The organism is Variovorax sp. RA8 (assembly GCF_901827175.1).
Taxonomy (GTDB): Bacteria; Pseudomonadota; Gammaproteobacteria; order Burkholderiales; family Burkholderiaceae_C; genus Variovorax.
Window position 1 is genome coordinate 2069114 of sequence record NZ_LR594662.1, and the last position, 23757, is coordinate 2092870.

Here is a 23757-nt window from a genome sequence, read left to right on the forward strand (position 1 = left end):
CTCATCCATCACTATTCCAAAGAGGAGATAACGCGTGAACATGAAACTTCAGCTGTCGATGGCCGCCCTGGCCACGGCTGTGCTGCTCGCCGCTTGCGGCGGCGGCAGCAACAATTCCGCGGGCGTGCTGCCCATCGCAGGCACCGGGACGCCTGGCACGGAGTCACCTGTCGCCGCCGAGCCCATCCCGGCTCGCAAGATCGACTACTGCGAGGCAGGCCCAGGCGACCAGCCGGAGACCGGACTGCGCGGCGGGATTCCGTTGACGGAGATGAGCCCGACCGGGGTCGTCTCCGGGGCGAGCGCGAACGTCACCTTCAAGGGGTTCTGGTGCGGCGCGCGCAAGGTCGCCCAGCACAAGCTGTTCGACCGCGGCGCCTTCGGCGACTTGCAGCTCAAGGACCGTTGCGCCTACGCCTCCCGGCGCGACGGCACCACCGATGCTCTCAGGAAGGCGATCAATGACTCGGTGCCGTACGTGGGCACCATCGTGTTCGACATGAAGACGCCGACGAAGATGGCGATCACGCCCGATGACGACCAGGTCGGTCACGCCTCCTTCGACCCGGCCGGCCCGAACCCCTACGGGAAGGTCCTGCGCACGCCCGCGATGATCCGCGCCTACTCGGCGCTCGAACTCCAGGGCAACATCATGGTCGGCGCATACAAGGACAACGGTCCCGCCGGTACCAACCCGCTGGACGTCTATGACGTCAGCGACTGCCTGCACCCGGTCCCGCTGAGCACCACCTACAACACGCCCCAGGGCAACCACGACGGCTGGCTCTCGCCCGACGCCAAGACCTACTATGGCATCCCGTTCAGCGGCACGGCGATCATCGGTAGCGGCAACACTGTCAACGGCAACAAGAACCAAGTCGTCGCGGGTGCCGAGAATCGCATCGACATGCACGTGACCGACCTGTCGGACCCGAAGAATCCGAAGCCCCTGCTGACCTGGAACCGGCTGGAACTGCCCCCGGAAGTGCAGGACAACCCCAAGTGGAAGATCCTGAACACGACCCACTTCCACGACGTCAGCACCAACAATGCCGGAACGCGCGTCTACATGGCGCTGTATGGCGGTACCAACTCGCTGGGTGGCGGCAACAAGACCGCACCCGAGGAGCGGACCCAGAGGTGCGGCAACGGCCTGCTGGTCATGGATTCGAGCGACATCGTCAACCGGGTGGCCAACCCGAAGCTGAAGTACGTCAGCTTCACCTCGTGGTGCGACGAGAAGCAGATGATCAACCCCGAGTTCGGCAACGGGGAGACGGCCTCGGCCCACGCCACCGAGTGGGTGAAGCACATCAACGGCAAGGAGTACATCCTCTCGACCGAAGAATCGGGCGGCGGCCTGGGCGGTACGCCCTCGGGCGTCTGCAGTCATCGCTCGTACGCCCGCATGATCGACCTCTCGGACGAGAAGAACCCGCAGGTCGTCGGCACCTATGTGTCCGACGCCAACACGCAAGCTGGCTGCGAGAAGAACCTGGCAACGGGCGACTGGGCCGGCATGACTCACTACCTCAACTTCGACGACCGCAACAACATGCGCCTGGCGATCTACGCGAGCGCCTATGCCGGCATGCGCTTCGTCGACTGGAAGGACCCGACCCACCCCGTCGAGATTGCCTACTACGTCAAGGAGACCAACTCGAACGACCAGATGGACTTCACCCGCCCCGACCCGCGCTATGACGCCGAGAACTGCCTGTACTACACGGGCTGGAACCAAGGCGGCCTGGTGTCCCTGGAGCTGACCAACCCCGAATACAACCCCTGCATGAGCCGCAGCACCAGCGTCAAGGGGCAAGTGGTTTCGGACAAGGGCACGCTGGATGTCACGGTGGAAGCCGGCCGCAACGGCAACGGCGCCCCCGCAGTGGCGAGCATGACGTTGAAGGGCCAGGGCCATACCGCGGAACTGAGCTCGGTGACGCGACTCGGCTCGGCCATCGATGCCGATGGCCAGGTCACGGCGACCAGGAACTCGGTGCAGATCGACGGCGAAGGCACCTTCGACGGCCAGCCGGCGTCGTTCCGCGTGATGGTGCAGGACAACGCCAGCAACAACGGCGTCTTCTCTTTCGCCTGCACGTCGGGATGCTCGTTCAAGTCCAGCGGCTACATGAGCGGCGGCGGCAAGCTGGTGGTGAGTCAGAAGAGCTGACGCACTCCAGCAGTCAGATCATCGTTGCGCCTGTTAGCGTGTGACAATCGAAAGAATTCGGATAACAACAACGGGACAAAGTGCGCAATGCTCATCTGCGAGACCTGATTGCAGTCGTCGAGACCGGCAGTGTTCGATCTGCTGCGCGCAAGCTGGGCCTCGCGCAGTCTGCCGTCAGCAAGAACCTCACCGCACTCGAGAAATCGGTGGGCGTGCCGCTGCTGATGCGCTCCGTGCGGGGTGTCGAGCCCACCGAACTCGGCCGCCTCGTGCTGCGCCGCGCGCGCGTCGTCGATGCGGAGCTGCGCCACCTCCAGGAGGAGATCGAGCGCTTCAGCGGCCAGTGCCAGAACCTGATCACGGTCGGCCTGTCGGCCACTGCCGAGGCGATGCTGCTGTCGGAGGCCGTGGCGCGCTTCCGCGAGTACACGCCGGATGCGCTGATCAGCGTGCTCGGCGGCCGCTCGTCGTCGACGATCGCGGCGCTGCGCGAAGCCCGGATCGATTTCGCGGTCGGCCCGCTGCCGACCGACCAGAGCGTCACCGATCTGCACACCGAGCAACTGTGCAGCTCCGACCTGGCCATCTTCGTGCGCGCGGACCACCCGGCTGCCGGCGCCCGCGACCTGGCCAGCCTGGCGTCCTACGGCTGGGTGTACAGCGTGCGGCAGGCCGGCGAGCCGGCGATCGTCTCGCTGATGCGCAAGCACGGCCTGCCCGATCCGAAGCTGGTGGCGCATTGCGATTCGTCGAGCGCGCTGGTCGACATGCTGCTTCAGAGCGACTATGTCGCGCTGAACAGCCTGGGGGCGCTGGAGCCGCTGCGGCAACGAGGACTTCTGAAGATCCTGCCCATCGATCTCGATCTGCCGCCGGCCGTGCAGTACCTCCTGACTCCGACGATGCGACCGCTGACGGCACCGGCCGCGGCGCTGGCGGCTGAATTCCGGCGCGCCTCGCGCAGGCTGCGGCGGTGAACAGCGGCAGGCGCGCAATGCGCGCGCGGTGCTCGTCGCCATGGCGCACCGGGCTTCCTGCGGGAACCTTGTCCCGGGACTTCACAGTCATGCCGGTGCGGCGAAAGCTGCCTCCAACGCCGCAACGGGCAAGTGCCCCCGCAAGCCGATCGCCACCACGGCCGCGCCGTCCGACGGCGCGTCGGCCTTGCGCAGCGCGCCGTGCCGTCCCGCGAACTGGATCTCCGACCAAGCGGCCTCGCCGGTGCGCAGCACGCCCTTGAGGCGCAGCAACCCGGGTGGCGTGTCGCGCAGCCAGGTGCGCAGCGCATTCGCATCGAAGACCTGCGCGGGCCGGCAGGACCAGGTGTCGAACAGCTCGCCGTGGTCGTGCGCCTCGTGGTGCGAATGATCGTCATGGTCGCAGCCCGGCTGCGGGCAGCCACGGGCCTGGCGCTCCTCGCGCGCCTCGGTCAGGGACAAGCCTTCGCGCAACACCCTCGGCAGCCGTGACTGCGAGGTCTCGTACTGCGGCGTGCGGCCCGCGACGGACGACACCCACTCGCGCACGCGCGCCAGCTCGTCGGCCGTCACGCTGTCGACCTTGTTGATCGCCACCAGGTCGGCTGCCCTGAGCTGGCGCTCCAGCGTGTCGGCCAGCAGCGGATCGCGTGCCTGCGCCATCGCGGCGGCTGCGTCGACCAGCACGATCACGCCCTCCAGCGCCAGTTCGGGCGCCGCCATGCCGAGCTGCGCGATGCGCCAGGGGTCGGACACGCCGCTGGCCTCGATCACCACCGCATCGAAGCGCGTGCCCGATTCCAGCACCTGGATCAGCGCACGCGAGAGATCGTCCCCGATCTGGCAGCACACGCAGCCGTTGGTGAGCGCGATGGTGTCGCCGCGCGCGCCGGCAATCAGCGCCGCGTCGATGTTGAGCGCGCCGAAGTCGTTGACCAGCACCGCGATGCGCTGGCCCTCGGCCTCGCGCAGCCAGCGGTTGACGAGCGTGGTCTTGCCGGCGCCCAGGAAGCCGCCGATGACGGTGAGCGGCAGCCGCGGCTTCACCTCAGCCCTCGCGCGCCTCGGCCTCGAACACGCGGCCCGACAGCACCGTGCCCCACACGCGAACGTCCTTGAGCTTCATCGGATCGACCGCCAGCGGGTCTTCCTCGAGCACGCAGAAGTCCGCGCGCTTGCCGCATTCGATGCTGCCGATCTCGCGGTCGAGCTTCAGCGTCCAGGCGGCGCCGAGGGTGATGGCGCGCAGCGCCTGGGGTACGCCGATGCGCTCGGCCTCGCCCAGCACGCGGCCCTTGGGCGTGACGCGGTTGACGGCGCACCAGGCGGTGAAGAGCGGCCCGAGCGGCGTGACCGGGGCATCGGAATGGATGGCCAGCGGCACGCCGGCCGCCAGCGCGCTGCCGCAGGCGTCGAGCCGGTTGGCGCGATCCGGGCCCATGGTCATCTCGTAGTGCTGGTCGCCCCAGTACCAGATGTGGTTGGCGAAGAGGTTGGCGCACAGGCCCAGCGCGGCCATGCGGCGGAACAGCGGCGCGTCGATCATCTGGCCGTGCTGCAGCGTGTGGCGGTGGTCGGGCCGCGGCGCGCGGGCGAGCACGCGCTCGATGGCGTCGATGGCCGCCTCGCTGGCCTCGTCGCCGTTGGTGTGCGTGTGGATGGTGAGGCCGGCGCGATGGTAGGCCTCGAAGTCGGCCTCGTACTGCGCCGGCGCCGTGACCCAGATGCCGTTGGGCGCGCCGTTGAAGTGGCCGGGCCAGCGCAGCCGCGCCGAGAAGCCCTGGATCGAGCCGTCCAGCATCATCTTCACCAGCCCGTAGCGCAGGCGGTCGGTGTTGCGGGGCATCAGGCTCTTCACATGTTCGGCGCCCATGGCCGCGCCGTGCGTGCCGTGGAAGGCCTGGAAGGCGGGCAGGATGCGCACGCCGAAGCCTTCGTCCCCCGTCACCGTTTCGAGCACGCGGCAGTCTTCCTCGGTCAGCTTGTTGACCAGGTCGGTGGCGGTGGTCACGCCCTGCATGCAGGCCAGGCGGCCGAAGGAGCGCACGCCCTCTGCGGTCATCGGCGCCAGCAGGCCGGCGTTGCCGATCTTGCGCAGCACGAGGAACATCGCGGCGGGCTCCTGCAGCTCGCCGGTGGGCTCGCCGGCCATCTCGCCGCCGGCGAACTTGACCACGCCCTCGACCTCGTTGTCGCGGGTGATCTCGGCCAGCCGCAGCATGGCGCTGTTGACGTTCATCAGGTGGCCGTTGGCATGGCCGATGACGATCGGGCGGGTGCTGCTCGCGCGGTCCACGTGTTCGACCGTCATGCGCTCGCCGCCGAAGTAGATCGGATCGAACCCCCAGGCGATCAGCGGCTCGGTGGCGGGCCGGCCGGCCGCGCTCATCTGCGCGTCGACTTCGGCGAGGCGCCGGACCACGGCATCCATCGAGCGCAGGCCGCTCCAGGTCTTGCCGTCCGGGTCGCGGCGGTCGAACCAGCCCAGGTACGTCCAGTCCCACATGCTGCCTTCCTTCAGGTGGCAGTGTCCCTCGACCAGGCCGGGCATCAGCACCTTGCCGGCAAAGCGTTCGTCCAGCGTGAAGGCGCCCCAGGCCTGCATGTCTTCCAGCCTGCCGACTGCGAGCACTCGCCCATCGCGCACCGCGACGTGCGTGGCCTCTGGCTGCATCGGATTCATGGTGATGATCTTGCGGGCGGGGTAGACGGTGGTGGCGCTCATGAAGATGTGTCGAAGCGAAGGAAAGGGGACGAGGAACGGATGGTGCGCCGGTTTCAGCCCGGCTGCATGCGCAGGGGCGGCTGCGGCTGGCCCTGCAGGATCTCGACGCGCCGGCAGCGCACCCAGTGGTCCGGCGCGACTTCGCGCAGTGGCGGCAGCTCGGCCTCGCAGGCTGGCTCGGCCACCGGGCAGCGGCCGGCGAAGCGGCAGCCTGCGGGCGGGTTGATGGGGCTGGGCGGATCGCCGGTGAGCTTGATGCGCTGCGCCGCCCGCCGGCGCCCGCCGCTGACCGTCGGCACCGCCGACATCAGCGCCACGCTGTACGGATGCAGTGGCCGCGCGAAGAAGCTGCGGCGCGGCGCGCGCTCCACGATCTGGCCCAGGTACATCACGGCGATGTCGTCGCAGATGTGCTCCACCACCGCCATGTCGTGCGAGATGAAGAGGTAGGTCAGCCCCAGCTCGCGCTGCAGCCGCGCCAGCAGGTTGAGGATCTGCGCGCGGATCGCGATGTCCAGCGCCGACACGGGCTCGTCGCACACCACCAGCTCGGGGTTGGTGGCCAGGGCGCGCGCGATGTTGATGCGCTGGCGCTGCCCGCCCGAGAACTGGTGCGGGAAGAGCTGCTGCTGCTCGGGCCGCAGGCCCACCGCCTCGAAGAGCTCGGCCACGCGCTGCGTGCGCTCGGCGGGCGTTCCGATCTTCATCAGGTCCAGCGGCGCGCGCACCGTGGCGCCGGCGCGCTCGCGCGGGTTGAGGGAGGAGAAGGGGTCCTGGAAGATGATCTGCATGCGCGAGCGCGCCTTGCGCAGCGCCTCGCCCTCCAGCGTGCCGAGCTGGGTGTCGCCCAGCTGCACATGGCCGCCGGTGATCGGTGCGAGCCGCATGACCGCCAACGCAGTGGTGGTCTTGCCCGAGCCGGATTCGCCGACCACCGCGAGCGTGCTGCCGCGTCGGACCTGGAAGGACACGCCGTCGACCGCCTTCACGACTTCGGCGGCGCGGCCCCAGGCGGGCTTGCCGCGGGGGAAGTGGACCTTGAGGTCGTTGACCGACAGGAGCGTGTCGGTGTCTATGAGGCTCATTGCTTGATCTCCCTTGCGCTTGTCGCTGCGAGTGAGGGGGGTGGGGTGTCGATTCGTACCTTGCTGTTGGTTCGAGTCCGGGGCCGGGAGTTCGCCCCGGCTCCAGCCTCAAACCAGGCGCAACGCAACAACGACCCAAGACACATCACGCAGCATCCCTCAGCTTGTGTGGCTGCGGCGCCGCATGCAGCCAGCAGGCCGCCCCATGCGGCATCGCCGCGTGCAGCGGAACGAACGCGCTCGGCAGCTCGAACATCGGCGGCACTTCGGTGGCGCAGCGTTCCATCGCATGCGGGCAGCGCTCGCGAAAGGCGCAGCCGCTGCCCAGCTCCCAGATCGAGGGCACCATGCCGGCGATCTCGGGCAGCGCCTCGCGGTCCTCGCCGATGGCGCTGCTGCCGAGCTCGGGCAGGCATTCGATCAGGCCGCGCGTGTAGGGGTGGCCCGGTTCGCCGAGCACCTGCGCGGCAGTGCCTTGCTCGATCACGCGGCCGGCATACATCACCATCACGCGGTCGGCCATTTCGGCCACCGCGCCCATGTCATGGGTGATGAGCAGGATGGCCGTGCCCTTCTCGCGCTGCAGCTCGCGCAGCAGGTCGAAGATTTGCGCCTGCACCGTGACGTCGAGCGCGGTGGTGGGTTCGTCGGCGATCAGGATGTCGGGGCGGCAGGCCAGCGCCATCGCGATCATCACGCGCTGGCGCATGCCGCCGGAGAGCTGGTGCGGGTACTCGTCGACGCGCCGCTCCGGCGCCGGGATGCCGACCTGCCGCAGCATCTCGATGGCGCGCAGCCGCGCCGCGTGCATGTTCATGCCAGCATGCAGCTGCAGCGATTCGGCGATCTGGTCGCCCACGGTGAACACCGGGTTGAGCGAGGTCATCGGCTCCTGGAAGATCATCGAGATGCGGTTGCCGCGCACCTCGCGCATCCGGGCGTCGCCGGCCTTGAGCAGGTCCTCGTCCTGGAACAGCACGCGCCCGCTGCTGATGCGCCCGGGCGGGGAGGGGATCAGGCGCAGCAGGGCCAGCGCGGTCATGCTCTTGCCGCAGCCGGATTCGCCGACCACGCAGAGCGTCTCGCCGCCGCGAATCTCGAAGTCCACGCCATTGAGCACCTGGGCCTGGCCGCGGCGGGTCCGGAACTCGACGTGCAGGTCCTGCACGCGCAGCAGGGGCTGGTTGGAGGAAGTCGCGGGCATGGTCAACGCTCTCTCAGCTTGGGGTTGAGTGCATCGTTGAGGCCGTCGCCGATCAGGCTGACGGCGAGCACGGTGAGGAAGATGGCCGCGCCCGGGAAGGCCACGGCCCACCAGCAGGACAGCACGTACTGGCGGCTCGATCCGATCATCAGGCCCCAGCTCATCTGGTTGGGATCGCCGAGCCCCAGGAAGGACAGGCCGGCCTCGAACAGGATGGCCGCACCCACCGCCAGCGTGGCCGACACCACCAGCGGCGGCAGCGCGTTGGGCAGGATCACCTTCCAGATGATCCGTGCGTTGCCGGCGCCGATCGCGCGCTCGGCACGCACGAACTCCAGGCTGCGGAACTTGAGGAACTCGGCGCGCGTGAGCCGCGCGGTGCCGGTCCAGCTCACGATGCCGATGGCCAGCGTCACCGTGACCAGCGAAGGCGAGAACAGCGTCACCACCACCATCGCGAAGAGCAGGGCGGGCAGCACCTGGAAGAACTCGGTCAGGCGCATCAGCGCGGCATCGACCTTGCCGCCGTAGTAGCCGGCGAAGGCGCCCAGCGTGATGCCGATCGCCACCGAGAGCAGCGCCGCCACCGCGCCCACCAGCAGGGTGGCGCGGCCGCCGTAGATGAGCGTGGTCAGGATGTCGCGGCCGAGGTAGTCGCTGCCCAGCCAGGCCTCTTCGCTGAAGGGTGGGGTGAGCGGGGCGGAGCGGATCTCGAAGGGGTCGGCCGGGTAGACCCAGGGACCTGCGATCGCGACCAGCAGGATCAGCAGCAGCATCGCCATGCCGGCGATGGCCGAGGGGTTGCGCAGGAACATGCGCAGCGCCTCGGCCCCGGGATGCTCGACCTTGGGCGCGGGGCGGGCCGCAGGCATGGCCGCCGCAGTTGCAGCGTGCACGGTGGCGCTCTTGTTCATGAGGACTTGATCCGCGGATCGATCAGGCGATAGCACAGGTCGGTGAGCTGGTTCATCACGACGACCACGATGGAGGAGAACAGCAGCACGCCGAGGATGGTCGGATAGTCGCGGCGCAGCACCGAGTCGAAGGCGAGCCGCCCGAGGCCGGGCCAGTTGAACACCGTCTCGACCAGGATCGCCCCGGCCAGCACGTTGCCGAACTGCAGGCCCAGCACCGTCACCACCGGCAGCAGCGCGTTGCGCAGCGCATGCTTGTAGAGCACCACGCGCTCTGCCAGGCCCTTGGCGCGCGCGGTGCGGATGAAGTCCGCGCCCAGCACGTCCAGCATCGAGGAGCGCGCCAGCCGGCTGTACTGCGCGAGGTAGACCAGGCCGAGCGTGACCGTCGGCAGCACCAGGTGATGCAGCACGTCGAGCACGTCGGCGATGCCGCCGCCCGAGCTGTCGGCCGAGCGCATGCCTGCCACCGGCAGGATGGGCAGGATGGAGGCGAACAGGATCATCAGCATGATCCCGACCCAGAACACCGGCGCTGCGAAGCCCACCATCGACAGCACGGTGATGAACTGCGACAGCAGCCCGTTGGGCTTGCGCGAGGAGAGCACGCCCAGGGCCGTGCCGACCCCGAAGGCCAGCAGCACCGCGCTCAGCACCAGCAGCAGCGTGGCGGGCACGCGTTCGGCGATCAGCGCGGTGACGGGCAGGTTGAAGAAGTAGGAATAGCCGAGGTCGCCCTGCAGCACCTTGCCGAGGTACACGCCCAGCTGCACCGGCAGCGGGCGATCGAGCCCGTACTGCCTGCGCAGCTGCGCCATCATCTCGGGCGACATGCCGCCGCTGGCGCCGGCGATGGTCTCTACCGGATCGCCGGGCGCGGCGTGCACCAGCACGAAGTTGAGGATCACCACCGCCAGCACCAGGGCCAGGCCCTGCAGCAGGCGCGACGCGATGTAGCGCGGCATGGTCGTCGCTCCCGCCTACTTGAAGTACACCTCGTCGTAGGGCGACATCGGGCCCCAGATGGTGGCCGGCACGTTGCCCAGCTTCTTGCTCGCCACCGTGTGGTAGGGCACCTGGTTGATGAAGACGATGGGCAGCTCGTCGGTCACGATCTTCTCGAAGGTCGCGTAGTAGGCCTTGCGCTTGGTCGGGTCGATGATGCCGCCGGCGGTGTTGAGCAGCTCGTCGACCTTCGGGTTGCTGTAGGACTGCGTGTTGGTCCAGACCACCGGCTTGATGTTGGTCGAGAGGTAGGTGCGGTGCACGCCGATGATCGGGTCGCCCCAGTTGAACACCAGGTCCATCGACATGTCGAAATCGTGCGAGGCCATGCGCTTGGCCCAGGCCGGGAAGTCGGCCGAGGCGCGCACCTCGACCGCGATGCCGATCTTCTTGAGCTGACCGCGGATGTACTCGGCCACCGTCTTCTGCTGGTCGTCGGCACCGGGCAGGTAGTCGATGGTGAGCTTGAAGCGCTCGCCGTTCTCGCCGGCCTTGTAGCCTGCCGCGTCCAGCATCGCGGCGGCCTTCTTCAGGTCCACCGGGTAGCGCACCAGGTCCGGCACGGCGAAGGGGCTGCTGGCCACGATCGGGCCGTCGGCCGGCGTCGCGAAGCCGCCCATCAGCGCCTTGGTGATGAAGTTCTTGTCGATGGCGGTGGCGATGGCCTTGCGCACCTGCACGTCGGACAGCGGCTTCTTCGTCAGGTTGAAGGCCAGCCAGTTCAGCGCGCCGATGCCCTCGTAGCCCTTGGGAGTGAACGTGACCTGAGGGTTGTTCGCCAGGCGCTTAAGGTCTGTGGGCACGCTGGCGAAGGGCAGCATCTGCATGTCGCCGCGCTCCAGGCCCAGCATCAGGCTGGACATGTCGGGCGTGATGTTGACGATCACCTTGTCGAGGTAAGGCTTGCCCGGGAGGAAGAACTTGTCGAATCGCTCCATCACGATGCGCTGGCCGGACTTGAACTCGACGAGCTTGAAAGGGCCCGAGCCGACCACGTCGGTGCTGTTGCGAGGGTGGCTCTTGAGGTCCTGCCCGTCACCGTAGATGTGCTTGGGCAGGATGGGGCACAGGGCAGGCGACATCGCCAGCACGATCGCCGGGTGCGGCGTGCTCATGCGGATGATGGCGGTGTGCGGGTCGGGGGTGTCCACCTTTTCGACCGGGCCCATCATGGTGGTGAACGGGTGGTTGGCCTTGATCGCCATGATCGAGAAGGCCACGTCGGCCGAAGTCACCGGCTTGCCGTCGTGGAACACGGCGTTCTTGCGCAGGTTGAGCGTGAGCGACTTGCCGTCCTCGGCCAGCTTCCACGACTCGGCCAGGTAGGGCTGCGGGTTCCACTTGTCGTCGAAGCGCAGCGGGCTCGCGAAGATCTGCGTCGAAGGCACGGCGGTCGCGATGCCCGACTGCACTGCGCCGTTCAGGTGCCGTGGGATCTGGGTGCTGCCCAGCACCAGCGTGCCGCCGCGCTTGGGGGCTTCGTCGGCGATGGCGGCAGGAGGCATGGAGAGGAGCGCGCTGGCGGCGAGCAGGGTGGCGGACAGCAGCGCGGCGCGGCGCGTGGTCGGGAGTTGGGGCATGCGAGACCTCGTGAAATGCGACAGATGAGCCGGCTGTTGCCGGCCGCGAGGTCGACGATAGGCGTACGCGGTGCCGCGGCGAAGATCCAACGGGGCGCGACATGCAGAGCCAGAAGGCTCGGGTTTGCCCGGGGGTGCACCATGAAAACGCGCGCGCCCCAATCTGGCCACCGGGTCGGAGGCCGCGCAAGCTCGCTGCAGCGGGCTGCCGGGCCCGCAGTGCTGCGCTACTGAAGCGAGATTCCCCCGCGTCGCAGGACTTCGGTCCAACGGCGGGTCTCGTCGTCGACGAAGCTGCGAAAGGCGGGCGGGCCGGACGCGCCCACGGGTTGCACCCCAGCCGACTGCAGGCGTTGGCGAACGCTTTCGTCGGCCAGGACCTTGCCGATCGCGGTCGAGATCTGTTCGATGCGTTCGGGCGGGGTTCCCGCGGGCGCGACCAGTCCGTGCCAGTCAACCAGGCTGGCGTCGGCGTAGCCGAGCTCCACCAGGGTCGGCACGTCAGGCAAGGTCGGGAGTCGTTGCGGGGAGGTCACCGCCAGTGGCCTCAACTTGCCGCCCTTGATGAGCGGCAGGGAGGCAGGCGCCGTTGCAAACATCGCATCCACATGCCCACCGGCCAGCGCGGTGAGTGCCGCGATCGGCCCATTGAAGGGAACGTGCCGGATCTGCGTCTTGACATGCTGCGCGAACAACTCGGCAGCGAGGTGTGAAGGCGTGCCTGTTCCGCCCGAAGCATAGGCCAGCCTGGACTGCGGGTCGCGGCGCAGCAGGTCGGCAAACTCCACGGCTGTTCCTTCCGACCTCACGACCAGGACGTTGGCGACGGTCGAGATCTGTCGAACCGGAGCCAGGTCGCGGGCGGTGTCGTACGGCAAGGACTTGACGGTGTGCGCGGCGACGGTGGACTGCAGGGCGAAGACGCCCAGCGTGTTGCCATCGGCCGTGGCGCGCCTGACCGCGCCAAGTGCAATGCTTCCTGCGGCTCCTGGCCGGTTCTCGACCACGATCGGTTGGCCGAGTTCCTTTCCGAGCGGGTCGCTGAGTACCCGGGCGACGATGTCGCCCGGCGTGCCCGGAGGCCCGCCGACGATGATCGTCATGTGGGGAGGGCTGCCGGTTTGCGCGGCGGCGGCAACGGCTGCAAGCAGGCCAATCAGAAGGTACAGAAGTCTCTTCATGGTGCGTTCCTCTTCGAACTGGACGCAGTAAAGCATGTGGACCCGCCTGCCCGTAAGATGCCGAAGCTTCTCCGGGATAACCTTTGGCTATCACTTCATGCAACTCGGGCAACTGAAGGTCCTCTGCGCGATTGCGGAGACAGGCAGCATCCGCGCCGCCGCCCGAACCCTGGGCTTGTCACAGCCTTCGGTGACCAAGAGCCTGCGCGTGCTGGAGCAGGATCTCGATGTGGTCCTGGTGCATCGAAGCAGCCAGGGCATCGTCTTGACTGAAGCCGGGCGAGCCCTGCTTCCACGAGCTCGCGGCATTCAGGCCGAGGTACAAAAGGCCCGCGAGGACATGGAGCGGCTCGCCGGGCGTGCGAGGGACTCGGTCACCGTGGGCGTTGCTTCCGTGATCGGTGCCTGGCTCGTCCCTCCGGTACTCACGCGCCATGGCCGCGAGCACCCCGGAACGATCGTGCGCGTGATCGAGGGCACCCAGGAGACTTTGCTGCCGATGTTGCGCGACGGGTCGATCGACTTTGCGGTGTGCCTGCGCCTCGACGATGAGTCCACCAGTGGGTTCACGGTTCGGGCATTGGCCCGGTTTCGCCTGACGGTGGTGGGCCGCAAGGGGCACCCGCTTCGGAGTGCGCGCAGCTTGCAGGAACTCGGATCGGCCCATTGGATCATGACGCGCCCCCGGGGCAAAGGCGGGGTGCTGGAGCAAGCGTTCCGGGCCGAGGGGCTGTCCATTCCCCGATCGGCGGCAGAGTGCGACTCGCACGCCATCAAGATCTCGACACTCGCCCAAAGCGATGCGCTTGCGCTCGTCGCCAAGCCGATGCTGAACGAGCCCGCTGTCGCAGCCCTGCTGGAGGAGATCCCGTTGTCGAAGCCCTTGCCGCTCCTGACGGCTGGCCTCTACACGCGCAGTGACGTTCGCCTGGCTCCGGCATGCCGCGCGCTCTCCCTCGCACTCGAGGCGGAGTGCAAGAAGATCCTGCGCCTCAACTGACGAAGGGTTGCGGCGACAGCGTGGCAGCCGAGGCGGCTGAGCGGCTGCGCAAGCGCACGTCGCTCTGTAGGCGCGCAGCGCCGGCGAAGCCCGCCTCTCACCTACGCACCACGCGCCGAACGCGGCCAACCTGTCGGATCTTCCAGGGCCTCGAACGCGAGCGCGGTGGCCCTGTCATCCACCTTGCAGATCATGGATCGAAAGGACAACACGATGCTAGCCATGGACTACCGAGGCCCCTATCGCATCCGGGCCGTCCACAAGCCCGACCCGGTGATCGAGCATCCGAACGATGCCATCGTGCAGGTGACGCGATCCTGCATCTGCGGCTCGGACCTGCACCTCTACCACGGGCTCGTGCCCGACACGCGCGTGGGAAGCACCTTCGGCCATGAGTTCGTCGGCATCGTGGCGGACGTCGGCAGCTCGGTGCGCAACCTGAAGCCGGGCGATCGGGTGCTCGTGCCCTTCAACATCTTCTGCGGCACCTGCTACTTCTGCCAGCGCGAGCTCTACAGCAATTGCCATGACACGAACCCCGAGGCCACCGCGCTCGGCGGCATCTACGGCTATTCGCACACGGCCGGGGGGTACGACGGAGGGCAGGCCGAGTACGTGCGCGTGCCCATGGCCGACGTGGGCCCCACCCGCATTCCGGACGACCTGCTGCTGGAGGACGCCGTCATGCTCACCGACGCCTTCCCGACCGGGTACCAGGCGGCGGAGATGGGCGAGATCGAGGAAGGCGACACGGTGGTCGTGTTCGGCGCGGGGCCGGTCGGCATCTTTGCGGCCAAGTCCGCGTGGCTGCTGGGTGCTGGCCGCGTGATCGTCGTGGACCACCTCGACTACCGGCTGGACTTCGTCAGGAACTTCGCCCAGTGCGAGACCTTGAACCTGCGCAGCGTGAACGACATGGCGATCCATATCAAGAAGATGACCGATGGGCTGGGCGCGGACGTCTGCATCGATTGCGTGGGCTGCGAGGCCACCGGGAACTTCCTGCAGCAGCTCACCGGCGTGAAGCTGAAGCTGCAGGCCGGCGCGGCCACCGTGCTGCACTGGGCCATCAACTCGGTGCGCAAGGGCGGCGTGGTGTCGATCGTCGGCGTGTACGGCCCCACCTTCAACTTCGTGCCGATCGGCAATGCGATCAACAAGGGGCTGACGCTGCGCATGAACCAGGCGAGCGTCAAGCGCCATCTGCCGCGCTTGATCGAGCACATCCAGGCGGGCCGCATCCAGCCGCACAAGATCATCACCCACCGCATGCCGCTGGAGGAGGTGGCCGACGCCTACCACCTCTTCTCCAGCAAGCTGGATGGCTGCATCAAGACAGTGCTGATCCCCCCAGGCGCGCCGCACTGAGAAGGTGAGCCGGCAAAGAAAGGAGCCCACATGACAACGCCCGAGAAGTACGCGCATATCCAGGGTTGGGGCGCCGACCTCGACCACGCCAACCGCCCCGCCTACCCGCGCGAGCGCCATCCGCCTCGCCTGGAAGGCGTGCACTGGGACCACCCCGAGCAGCAGTCGCGCCATGTCGAGGTGCTGCACTCGACGGAGCGGCCGGGCATCACCTCCGTCTTCGGCAGCACGGTGCCCCCGAGCGGGCTGAGCGGCCACTTGCGCCGGCTGGCATTCAGGCACAGCGAGAACGACTTGCGCCATTGGCTGCTGCTGCTCTTCGCCGACCGGGTGAATGTCGGCGAGGGGCTGGTCGACGACCTGTCGCGTGGCCACGTGCCGCGCCTGTACGCCGAGATGGGCGGGCGCGCCGAGCTGCGGCACAACCCCGTGGGCGCGGCACGCAAGGCGCTGATCCTTGCCGGCACGATCGGGCTGTGCTGGCTGGCGCTCAGGCGGCGAAGCCGGCGCCATTAGTCCCGGCTGGGCGGCCGGGCTATTTCTCGTCCCGCAGCCAATACCACTTGTAGAGCACCCGCTGCCCGATCCGCCTGAAGGGCGCGAAGGCCGGCGACTCCACAAGGCCCAGCACGTTGGGGAAAGGCAGGGGCGAGCGGTAGATGGGCAGCTCGAAGACCTCTCGGCCCGCGTCCTGGCCGGCCACCCGCTCGGCCAGGCGCTTGCCGGCCCAGGTCGAGAAGGAGACGCCATTGCCGCCGTAGCCGACCGCGTACCAGATCTTTTTGTCGGGCTCGGGCTGGGTGATGCGCGGCATCATGTCGTGGCTTACGTCCACCCAGCCCCACCACGAATAGTCGATCTGGATGCCGGCCAGCGGCGGGAACTTGCGCGCGATCGCATCGGTGAGCAGCTTCAGGTGCACCGGGTCCTCGGCGTCGGCGCCGCTGACGGAGCTGCGGCTGCCCAGCTGCAGCCGGTTGCCCTTGAGCAGCCGGTAGTAGAAGCGCAGCGTGCGCGTGTCGGTCAGGAAGGTGAGCGACTTGAAGTTGGTGGCCTGGAGCTCGGCCTCGGTCAGCGGGCGGGTGACCACCGAGTTCGACAGGATCGGCATGATCTTGTTCTTGAGCAGCGGCGAGAGCGCCTGCCCGGTGTAGCCGCCGGTGCACACCGCCACGCGCCGCGCGCGCACGATGCCGCCGGGGGTGCGCAGGTGGTGCACGCCGTCGATGGTCTGCCAGCCCTGCACCGGGCTCGAGGTGTGGACCTTCACGCCCAACGCGCGCGCCTTGCGCATCAGCCCGAAGGTGAACTTGAGCGGATGGATGCCCACGCCCTCCGACTCGAAGAGCGCGCCCACGGCCTCGCGCTCGTCGCAGAAGTCGCGCCGCACTTCCTCGGCGCTGAGCATGCGCGTGTCGTAGCCGAACTGCTCGCGCATCAGGCGCGCCTCGGCCTCCAGGCCGGCGAGCTTCTCCGGCCGGTGGGCCAGGTAGAGATGGCCGCCGTCGTAGGCGTCGCAGTCGATCTGCGTCGTCAGGTCCCTGAAATTCTCGAAGCCGGCGCGGATCTCGGCATCGAGGCGCCGGGCCGTGTCCAGGCCCCAGCGCTGGATCCACTGCGAGCGCTTGAGCCGGCCGCTGGCGTTCTGGCCCTGGCCGCCGCTGCGGCTGGAGCAGCCCCAGGAGGCCTGGTTGGCTTCCAGCACCGTCGCCTGGATGCCGTGCTCCTGCGCCAAGTAGAGCGCGGTCGACATGCCGGTGGCGCCGGAGCCGATGATGGCGACGTCGACATCGATGTCGCGCAGCACCGGCCCGTCGTCCTCGGGCGGCGTGCCCGCGCTGGCCACCCACCAGGTGGGCGCGTAGGCGCGGCCGGCGCCCGGGTCGGGCGCCACCAGGGGGTCGTAGCGGGGGTCGTAGGGCTTGGCCGCGGGCGCGGCCCGGCCGCCGGTCGAGAACTGCGCGGTGCCTGCGGTGATCGTCATGGCGTTTCCTTGAACCAGGAACTACTTCGCCGCGGGCAGGTTCGGCCGCGTCTTGCGGAACACGTTCTTGAGCGCGATCTTGCCGTCCTTGAAGCCGAAGACATCGATGCCATCGGTCTCGATGCGGCTGCCGTCGGCCGCGGTGCCGGTGAAGGTCCACTGCGAGGTGCCGAAGTCGCCGGCCACGAAATGCTGGCCGTTGCGCCACTGCGCGTCGGGCACCGTCTCCCAGGCCGCTTCGAAGGCCTTGCGCACCGCCGCCGTGCCGCTGTGTCGGGTGCCGCAGGCCTCGGGGCCGGCGGCGGTCTGGAACACGCAGTCCTCGTGCATGAAGCCCATCAGGGCCTCGATGTCGTGGCGGTTCCAGGCCTCGCTGAAAGCCTCCAGGGTGGCGATGGTCACGGGGGCGGGCGATGCTGCTGCGGTCACGCGGAACTCCTGTCTTGTCGATGAGCGCAAGCGTAGAGAGCCGGCGCGCGGCGCGATAGGGCCAGATGCGGGGATTCGACCGAGCCAGTCGGCCCGATCGGCCTAAACTTTGCGCACCATGCCCAACCCCCGATCCATCCAATGGGCGCAGCTTTTCGCGCTGCCCGAGCAACCCGGCTTGCCGCTGCAGGGCCGCCTGCGCGCGGCCGTCGTGCAGGCCATCCTCGAGGATCGGCTGAGCCCCGGCGCGCCGCTGCCCTCGTCGCGCGAGTTGGCGGCGCTGCTGGGCCTGAGCCGCAACACCGTGACCTCGGCCTACCTGCAATTGATGGACGAGGGCTTCCTGGAAGCGCGCCCGCGCAGCGGCGTCTTCGTCGCGCACAACGCGCGGCCGCTCACGGCCGAGCTGGCCGAGCCGCTGGTGGGCCGCAGCGGCCAGTCCGGCCAGCCGCCCGAGTGGTCGGCGCGGGTGCTGCGCTCGCAGGTGGACCGGCCCACGCTCTCCAAGCCCGACCGGTGGCGCGACTACCCGTACCCCTTCGTCTACGGCACCTACGACCCGCAGCTGTTTCCGACCGAGGACTTCCGCGAATGCTGCGCGCGCAGCCTGGCGCGCTCGCAGCTGCCGCACTGGACGCCGGACTTCGAGACCGACGACGTGCCCGACCTGATCGAGCAGATCCGCACGCGCCTCCTGCCCCGGCGCGGCGTGTTCGCGCTGAAGGAGGAGATCCTCGTCACCCTCGGCGCCCAGCACGCCTGCTACCTGCTGGCCGAGGCGCTGTTCGACGAGCACACGCGCGTCGGGCTGGAGGAGCCGGGCCATCCGCATGCGCGCAACAGCTTCGCGATGCGCAATCCGAAGTGGGTGGAGATCGAGGTCGACGAGGAAGGCCTGGTGGTCGATGCGCTGCCGGCCGCCGACTACCTGTTCTGCACGCCTTCGCACCAGAGCCCCACCACCGCCACGCTGAGCCTGGAGCGGCGCCAGTGGCTGCTGCGCAAGGCCGAACTGCAGGACTTCGTGATCATCGAGGACGACTACGAGGCCGAGAACCTCTACGAGGGCACGCCGATGCCCGCGCTCAAGAGCCTGGACAAGACGGGGCGGGTGATCTATGTGGGCTCGGTCTCCAAGAGCCTCTCGCCGGCGCTGCGCCTGGGGTTCATCGTGGCACCGCGCGCGCTGATCAAGGAGCTGCGGGTGATCCGGCATTCGATGGTGCGGCATCCCAGCGCCTTCCTGCAGCATGCATATGCACTCTTCCTCTCGCTGGGGCATCACGAGTCGCATGCGCGGCGCGTCAACCATGCGATGCAGGAGCGGCTGGCGCTGGCGGCGCAGGCGCTGCGCGAGCATCTGCCGGACTTCGAGTTCACGCTGCCCTCGGGCGGCGCGTCGATCTGGGTGCAGGCGCCGTCGTGGGTGGATGCGGCCGAGCTGGCGCTGATGGCGCGCAGCCATGGGGTGCTGATCGAGGCAGGGGATGTGTTCTTTGCGAAGCCGCCTTATCCGTGTCCCTTCTTCCGGCTGCGGCTGTCGTCGATCGCGGCGGCGCAGATTCCGGCGGGGATCAGGGCGTTGGGGGTGGCGGTGCAGGAGTTGGCGCAGGCGCGGGGGGAGAGCCTGAGCGCCGCCCCCCGCACCCATTGACTCGGTGTCACAAACCCGCGCGCCGGGACGTCTTGCATGTAGGAACCGGACAGCCGCACGGGGTGACTGTCCGGCAGTCGGCAGACAAACCCTGGATGCAAAGGAATTCATATGAAGATCGTCGTTATCGGTGGCAGCGGGCTCATCGGATCGAAACTGGTGCAAAAGCTTCGCCAGGAGGGACACGAGGTCGTCGCCGCCTCGCCGTCGACCGGCGTCAATGCCCTCACCGGCGAGGGATTGGCCGAGGCGCTGAAGGGCGCCCAGGTCGTCGTGGATGTCGCCAACGCGCCCTCCTGGGAGGACGCCGCGGTCATGAACTTCTTCGAGACCTCGGGGCGCACCCTCTTGGCCGCCGAACAGTTGGCGGGCGTCAAGCACCACGTCGCGCTGTCGGTCGTCGGCACCGAACGGCTCCTCGCCAGCGGCTACTTCCGCGCCAAGATGGCCCAGGAGAAGCTGATCGAGGCGTCGCCCATCCCCTACACCATCGTGCGCGCGACGCAGTTCTTCGAATTCGTCGCCGGCATCGCGCAGTCGGGCGCGGAAGGCGACAAGGTCCGGATGTCCACTTCGCTCATCCAGCCCATCGCGGCTGAAGACGTCGCGCAGGCGCTGTCGGAGATCGCGCTGGAGGCGCCGATCAACGGGATGCTGGAGGTCGCCGGTCCGGTCGCGCTGGGGATGGACAAGCTGGTCGAGCAGTTCCTGCGCGGCACCGGCGATGCCCGCCAGGTCGTCTCCGACCCCGAAGCGTCGTATTTCGGCACCCCGGTCGACGACCGGTCGCTCACGCCGGGCAAGAATCCGCGCCTCGGCAAGATGACATTCGCGGACTGGCTGAGGACGGCTGGCAGCAAGCAATAGGCAATGCGCGAGCGCACCGCGCTCGTGCGCCCCGCACCACAACAAGGGTAAGTCCCCATCCCCTGGCTCCATGCCCTTTTCGCGGCTGGCACTTCCGGCTGCGCGCCGATGGGTGCAAAGTCCCATTCGATTCACCACCCAGGAGAAACGAATGAACATGTCCCGGCGCTTCACCCTCTCAGGCGCGGCCTTGGCCGCCGCGCTGACCCTCGGCGGCGTTGCCGCCCAGGCCCAGACCAAGGAGCTGACCTTCGCCCACCAGGACATGCTGGTGCCGCTGCGCCTGGTCATGGAGTCGGGCGAGGTCGAGAAGGCCACCGGCTACAAGATCAACTGGCGCATGTTCTCGGGCGGCGGCGACGTGATCCGCGCCATGGCCTCGGGCGACGTGCAGATGGGCGAGACGGGCTCCAGCCCCCTGACCGCCGCCGCCAGCCAGGGCCAGGACATCAAGCTGTTCTGGATCTCCGCCGACATCGCCGACGCCGAGGCGCTGGTCGCGCGCAACGCCGCCGGCATCACGAGCATGAAGGACCTGAAGGGCAAGAAAGTCGCCACGCCCTTCGTCTCCACCGCCCACTACCAGCTGATGGCCGGCATGAAGATGGACGGCGTGGACCCGAAAACCGTCAACGTGATGAACATGCGCCCGCCCGAGATCGCGGCCGCCTGGGAGCGCGGCGACATCGACGCCACCTTCATCTGGGACCCGGTGCTGTCCAGGATCCGCTCCACCGGCAAGACCATCGCCACCTCCGGCAGCATCGGCAAGCGCGGCGCGCCCACCTTCGAGGGCATCGTGGTGAACGCCAAGTGGGCCGCCGCCAACGAACCGTTCATGGTCGCCTTCGTGAAGGCGCTCAACCGCGCCAACGAGGAGTACAAGGCCTCCGGCAAGAGCTGGACGCCCGATTCGCCCCAGATCAAGGCCATGGCCAAGTGGACCAAGGCCGACCCCAAGGACGTGGGCGCGGCGATGGCGCTCTACAGCTTCCCGACCCTGGCCGAGCAGGTCTCGCCGACCTGGCTGGGCGGCGGCGCGGCCAAGGCGATGGCGAACACGGCCGTGTTCCTCAAGGAGCAGGGGCGGGTGCAGGAGGTCAAGCCCGACTACAGCGGCTTCGTGACCACGGCCTACGTCGAGAAGGCGATGGCGGCTGCGAAGTAGCAAGAAAGGCACCCCGATGCCCACGCTCGATATCCGCGACCTCACGGTCAACTACGCCGTCACCGGCGGCACGCTGCAGGCCCTGGCCCCGGTCAACCTGCAGATGCACGACGGCGACTTCGTGGTCGCGCTCGGCGCTTCCGGCTGCGGCAAGACCACGCTGCTCAACTGCATCGCCGGCTTCCTGCCGCCCTCCACCGGCGAGATCCTGCTGGACGGGAAGCCGGTCGCCGGCCCCGGCGCCGACCGCGGCGTGGTGTTCCAGAAGCATGCGCTGATGCCCTGGCTCAACGTGCGCGACAACGTCGCGCTGGGCCTGCGCCTGGCCGGCGTCGGCAAGGCCGAGCGCGACCGGATCGCCGACGACAAGCTGGCCCTGGTCGGCCTGCAGCAGTACGCCGGCCGCGCCGTCTACGAGCTCTCCGGCGGCATGCAGCAGCGCGTGGGCATCGCCCGCGCGCTGGCCAGCGACCCGGCCGTGCTGCTGATGGACGAGCCCATGGGCGCGCTCGATGCCTTCACGCGCGAGCAGGTGCAGGAGATCCTGCTGAAGGCCTGGTCGAAGTCGAACAAGATGGTGTTCTTCATCACCCACTCGGTGGAGGAGGCGCTGTTCCTCGCCACCCGGCTGATCGTGATGAGCCCGAGCCCGGGGCGCATCTCGCATGTCTACGACCAGGTTCCGTTCTCGCGCCAGTACCTCTCGCATGGCGACTCGCGCAAGGTGAAGTCGGAGCCCGAGTTCATCCGCATGCGTGAAGAGGTCCTGGCGATCATCCATCATCGGGAGGCCGTCCATGCCTGACGCCATCATTGCTTCGCCCGTGGCCATGACGCCACCTGCCAACAGTCCCGCGCAGCCGGCCGTCGTCGCGGCGCCGGCCGCTGCCACGAAGGGCGGCGCCAAGCTCAAGACCAGCGCCTTCAAGGTGCCGGGCGCGGGCTCCAGCGTCACGATCAGCGTGATCACCGTGACCGTGCTGGTGGCGCTCTGGTTCGTCGTCACCAACATGGGCTGGGTCAAGCCGCTGTTCCTGCCCTCGCCGCAGGCGGTGGCGCAGCAGTTCTACGAGTACGTGACCGGCCAGGCCAACGACAAGCCGCTGTGGCAGCACTTCCTGGCGAGCATGTTCCGCGTGTTCTCGGCCTTCCTGCTGGCTTGCGTGACGGCCATTCCCATCGGCATCGCCATGGGCATGAGCCGGGTGGCGCGCGGCATCTTCGACCCGCCGCTGGAGTTCTACCGGCCGCTGCCGCCGCTGGCCTACCTGCCGCTGATCATCATCTGGTTCGGCATCGACGAGCTGCCCAAGGTGCTGCTGATCTTCCTGTCCTGCTTCGCGCCGCTGGCCCTGGCCGCGCGCTCGGGCATGCGCAGTGCGTCGCAGGAGCAGATCAACGCCGCCTACTCGATGGGCGCCAGCTACATGCAGGTGATCCGGCACGTGATCCTGCCCTCGGCCTTGCCCGACATCCTGGTGGGCATGCGCATCGCGATCGGCTTCGGCTGGACCACGCTGGTGGCGGCGGAAATGGTGGCGGCCAACATGGGGCTGGGGCAGATGGTGCTCAACGCCTCCAACTTCCTGCGCACCGACATCGTGATCATGGGGATCATCGTGATCGGCGTGGTGGCCTACCTGTTCGACCTGCTGATGCGCTGGCTGGAACGTCGGCTGGTCCCGTGGAAGGGACGCATGTAGCGGGCGTTCAGGGTGCCGCGGCGCGGCTGGGAATGCCCAGGCCGCGCACGACCGCGGGCCGCGCCACGAAGGCCTCGAGCGCGCGCTTCACATGCGGGAAGGCGTGGAATTCCACCAGCTCGCCCGCCTCGTAGAAGCCGACCAGGTTGCGCACCCACGGGAAGGTGGCGATGTCGGCGATGGTGTACTCGTCGCCCATGATCCAGTCGCGTCCCGCCAGCCGCTTCTCCAGCACGTGGAGCAGCCGTCGGGCCTCCGCCACGTAGCGGTCGCGCGGGCGCTTGTCGTCGTAGTGCTTGCCGGCGAACTTGTGGAAGAAGCCGACCTGGCCGAACATCGGGCCGATGCCGCCCATCTGGAACATCAGCCACTCGATGGTTTCGTAGCGCGCGGCGGGATCGGTGGGCAGCAGCTGGCCCGTCTTGTCCGCCAGGTAGATCAGGATCGCGCCGGATTCGAAGAGCGGCAGCGGCTTGCCGCCGGGGCCGTCGGGGTCGAGGATGGCGGGGATCTTGTTGTTGGGACTGAGTGAGAGGAACTCCGGGGACATCTGGTCGTGCGTCTCGAAGTTGACCAGGTGGGGTTCGTAGGGGAGGCCGGTCTCCTCGAGCATGATCGAGACCTTGACGCCGTTGGGCGTTGGCAGCGAATAGAGCTGCAGACGGTCGGGGTGGGCAGCAGGCCACTTCTTGGTGATGGGGTAGGCGGACAGATCGGCCATGGGTTCTCCTTGTTCT

The 23757-nt window shown here is 68.4% G+C and carries 21 protein-coding genes; 10 read left to right on the forward strand and 11 right to left on the reverse strand.

The features are described 5' to 3' along the window. Window positions 1–34 precede the first annotated feature (34 nt). Together E5P3_RS09865 and E5P3_RS09870 are read left to right on the forward strand one after the other, a co-directional pair. Complete coding sequence (locus E5P3_RS09865; protein WP_162585805.1) at window positions 35–2176, forward strand: hypothetical protein; 2142 nt, start codon at window positions 35–37, stop codon at window positions 2174–2176. Window positions 2177–2256: 80 nt separating this feature from the next. Beyond that, window positions 2257–3153: a LysR family transcriptional regulator gene (locus E5P3_RS09870; protein ID WP_162585806.1), complete on the forward strand. Its 897-nt coding sequence runs from the start codon at window positions 2257–2259 to the stop codon at window positions 3151–3153. An 87-nt stretch (window positions 3154–3240) separates the two neighbouring features. Here the strand turns inward: E5P3_RS09870 and E5P3_RS09875 are convergent, their stop codons facing one another. From E5P3_RS09875 to E5P3_RS09910, 8 genes are all read right to left on the reverse strand, one after another. After that, window positions 3241–4200, reverse strand: coding sequence for a CobW family GTP-binding protein (locus E5P3_RS09875; RefSeq protein ID WP_162585807.1), 960 nt, complete (start codon window positions 4198–4200; stop codon window positions 3241–3243). A 1-nt stretch (window position 4201) separates the two neighbouring features. Further along, window positions 4202–5878, reverse strand: a complete 1677-nt coding sequence (locus E5P3_RS09880) for an amidohydrolase (protein WP_162585808.1) — start codon at window positions 5876–5878, stop codon at window positions 4202–4204. Window positions 5879–5931: 53 nt separating this feature from the next. Further along, window positions 5932–6963, reverse strand: a complete 1032-nt coding sequence (locus E5P3_RS09885) for an ABC transporter ATP-binding protein (protein WP_162585809.1) — start codon at window positions 6961–6963, stop codon at window positions 5932–5934. Between the two features lie 145 nt (window positions 6964–7108). Then, complete coding sequence (locus E5P3_RS09890) at window positions 7109–8167, reverse strand: ABC transporter ATP-binding protein (protein ID WP_162585810.1); 1059 nt, start codon at window positions 8165–8167, stop codon at window positions 7109–7111. Window positions 8168–8169: 2 nt separating this feature from the next. Next, window positions 8170–9039, reverse strand: a complete 870-nt coding sequence (locus E5P3_RS09895) for an ABC transporter permease (RefSeq protein WP_162589620.1) — start codon at window positions 9037–9039, stop codon at window positions 8170–8172. Window positions 9040–9077: 38 nt separating this feature from the next. Further along, window positions 9078–10046, reverse strand: a complete 969-nt coding sequence (locus E5P3_RS09900; protein WP_162585811.1) for an ABC transporter permease — start codon at window positions 10044–10046, stop codon at window positions 9078–9080. 15 nt (window positions 10047–10061) lie between these two features. Further along, the gene (locus E5P3_RS09905; protein ID WP_162585812.1) at window positions 10062–11666 is read right to left on the reverse strand and encodes an ABC transporter substrate-binding protein; all 1605 of its coding nucleotides are present in this window, start codon (window positions 11664–11666) and stop codon (window positions 10062–10064) included. Window positions 11667–11893: 227 nt separating this feature from the next. Then, window positions 11894–12847, reverse strand: coding sequence for a Bug family tripartite tricarboxylate transporter substrate binding protein (locus E5P3_RS09910; RefSeq protein WP_162585813.1), 954 nt, complete (start codon window positions 12845–12847; stop codon window positions 11894–11896). Between the two features lie 34 nt (window positions 12848–12881). Here E5P3_RS09910 and E5P3_RS09915 point away from each other — a divergent pair, with 34 nt between their 5' ends. From E5P3_RS09915 to E5P3_RS09925, 3 genes are all read left to right on the forward strand, one after another. Further along, the gene (locus tag E5P3_RS09915) at window positions 12882–13847 is read left to right on the forward strand and encodes a LysR substrate-binding domain-containing protein (protein ID WP_162585814.1); all 966 of its coding nucleotides are present in this window, start codon (window positions 12882–12884) and stop codon (window positions 13845–13847) included. 213 nt (window positions 13848–14060) lie between these two features. After that, the gene (locus tag E5P3_RS09920) at window positions 14061–15215 is read left to right on the forward strand and encodes a zinc-dependent alcohol dehydrogenase (protein WP_162589621.1); all 1155 of its coding nucleotides are present in this window, start codon (window positions 14061–14063) and stop codon (window positions 15213–15215) included. Window positions 15216–15245: 30 nt separating this feature from the next. After that, entirely contained in the window at window positions 15246–15731 is a 486-nt protein-coding gene (locus E5P3_RS09925; RefSeq protein ID WP_162585815.1) for a hypothetical protein, read from the forward strand. A 19-nt stretch (window positions 15732–15750) separates the two neighbouring features. Here the strand turns inward: E5P3_RS09925 and E5P3_RS09930 are convergent, their stop codons facing one another. Together E5P3_RS09930 and E5P3_RS09935 are read right to left on the reverse strand one after the other, a co-directional pair. Next, window positions 15751–17199: an NAD(P)/FAD-dependent oxidoreductase gene (locus tag E5P3_RS09930; RefSeq protein ID WP_162585816.1), complete on the reverse strand. Its 1449-nt coding sequence runs from the start codon at window positions 17197–17199 to the stop codon at window positions 15751–15753. Between the two features lie 21 nt (window positions 17200–17220). Beyond that, the gene (locus E5P3_RS09935; protein WP_162585817.1) at window positions 17221–17628 is read right to left on the reverse strand and encodes a nuclear transport factor 2 family protein; all 408 of its coding nucleotides are present in this window, start codon (window positions 17626–17628) and stop codon (window positions 17221–17223) included. A gap of 118 nt (window positions 17629–17746) precedes the next feature. Between E5P3_RS09935 and pdxR the strand changes: the two genes are divergently transcribed. The 5 genes from pdxR to E5P3_RS09960 all read left to right on the forward strand — a co-directional run bounded on the left by pdxR (window position 17747) and on the right by E5P3_RS09960 (window position 23020). Further along, window positions 17747–19282 carry a MocR-like pyridoxine biosynthesis transcription factor PdxR gene (gene pdxR, locus E5P3_RS09940; protein WP_162585818.1) on the forward strand — a complete coding sequence of 512 codons (1536 nt, stop codon included), beginning with the start codon at window positions 17747–17749 and terminating at the stop codon, window positions 19280–19282. A gap of 111 nt (window positions 19283–19393) precedes the next feature. Beyond that, window positions 19394–20149, forward strand: coding sequence for an SDR family oxidoreductase (locus E5P3_RS09945; protein WP_162585819.1), 756 nt, complete (start codon window positions 19394–19396; stop codon window positions 20147–20149). Between the two features lie 151 nt (window positions 20150–20300). Further along, the gene (gene tauA, locus E5P3_RS09950; protein WP_162585820.1) at window positions 20301–21317 is read left to right on the forward strand and encodes a taurine ABC transporter substrate-binding protein; all 1017 of its coding nucleotides are present in this window, start codon (window positions 20301–20303) and stop codon (window positions 21315–21317) included. Between the two features lie 16 nt (window positions 21318–21333). Next, entirely contained in the window at window positions 21334–22122 is a 789-nt protein-coding gene (locus E5P3_RS09955) for a taurine ABC transporter ATP-binding protein (RefSeq protein WP_162585821.1), read from the forward strand. Next, entirely contained in the window at window positions 22115–23020 is a 906-nt protein-coding gene (locus E5P3_RS09960) for an ABC transporter permease subunit (RefSeq protein WP_162585822.1), read from the forward strand. Before E5P3_RS09955 ends, E5P3_RS09960 begins: the two co-directional genes overlap by 8 nt. Window positions 23021–23027: 7 nt before the next feature. On the opposite strand, the gene E5P3_RS09965 is transcribed toward E5P3_RS09960, so the two are convergent. Then, the gene (locus E5P3_RS09965) at window positions 23028–23741 is read right to left on the reverse strand and encodes a glutathione binding-like protein (protein ID WP_162585823.1); all 714 of its coding nucleotides are present in this window, start codon (window positions 23739–23741) and stop codon (window positions 23028–23030) included. Between the last annotated feature and the right edge of the window lie 16 nt (window positions 23742–23757).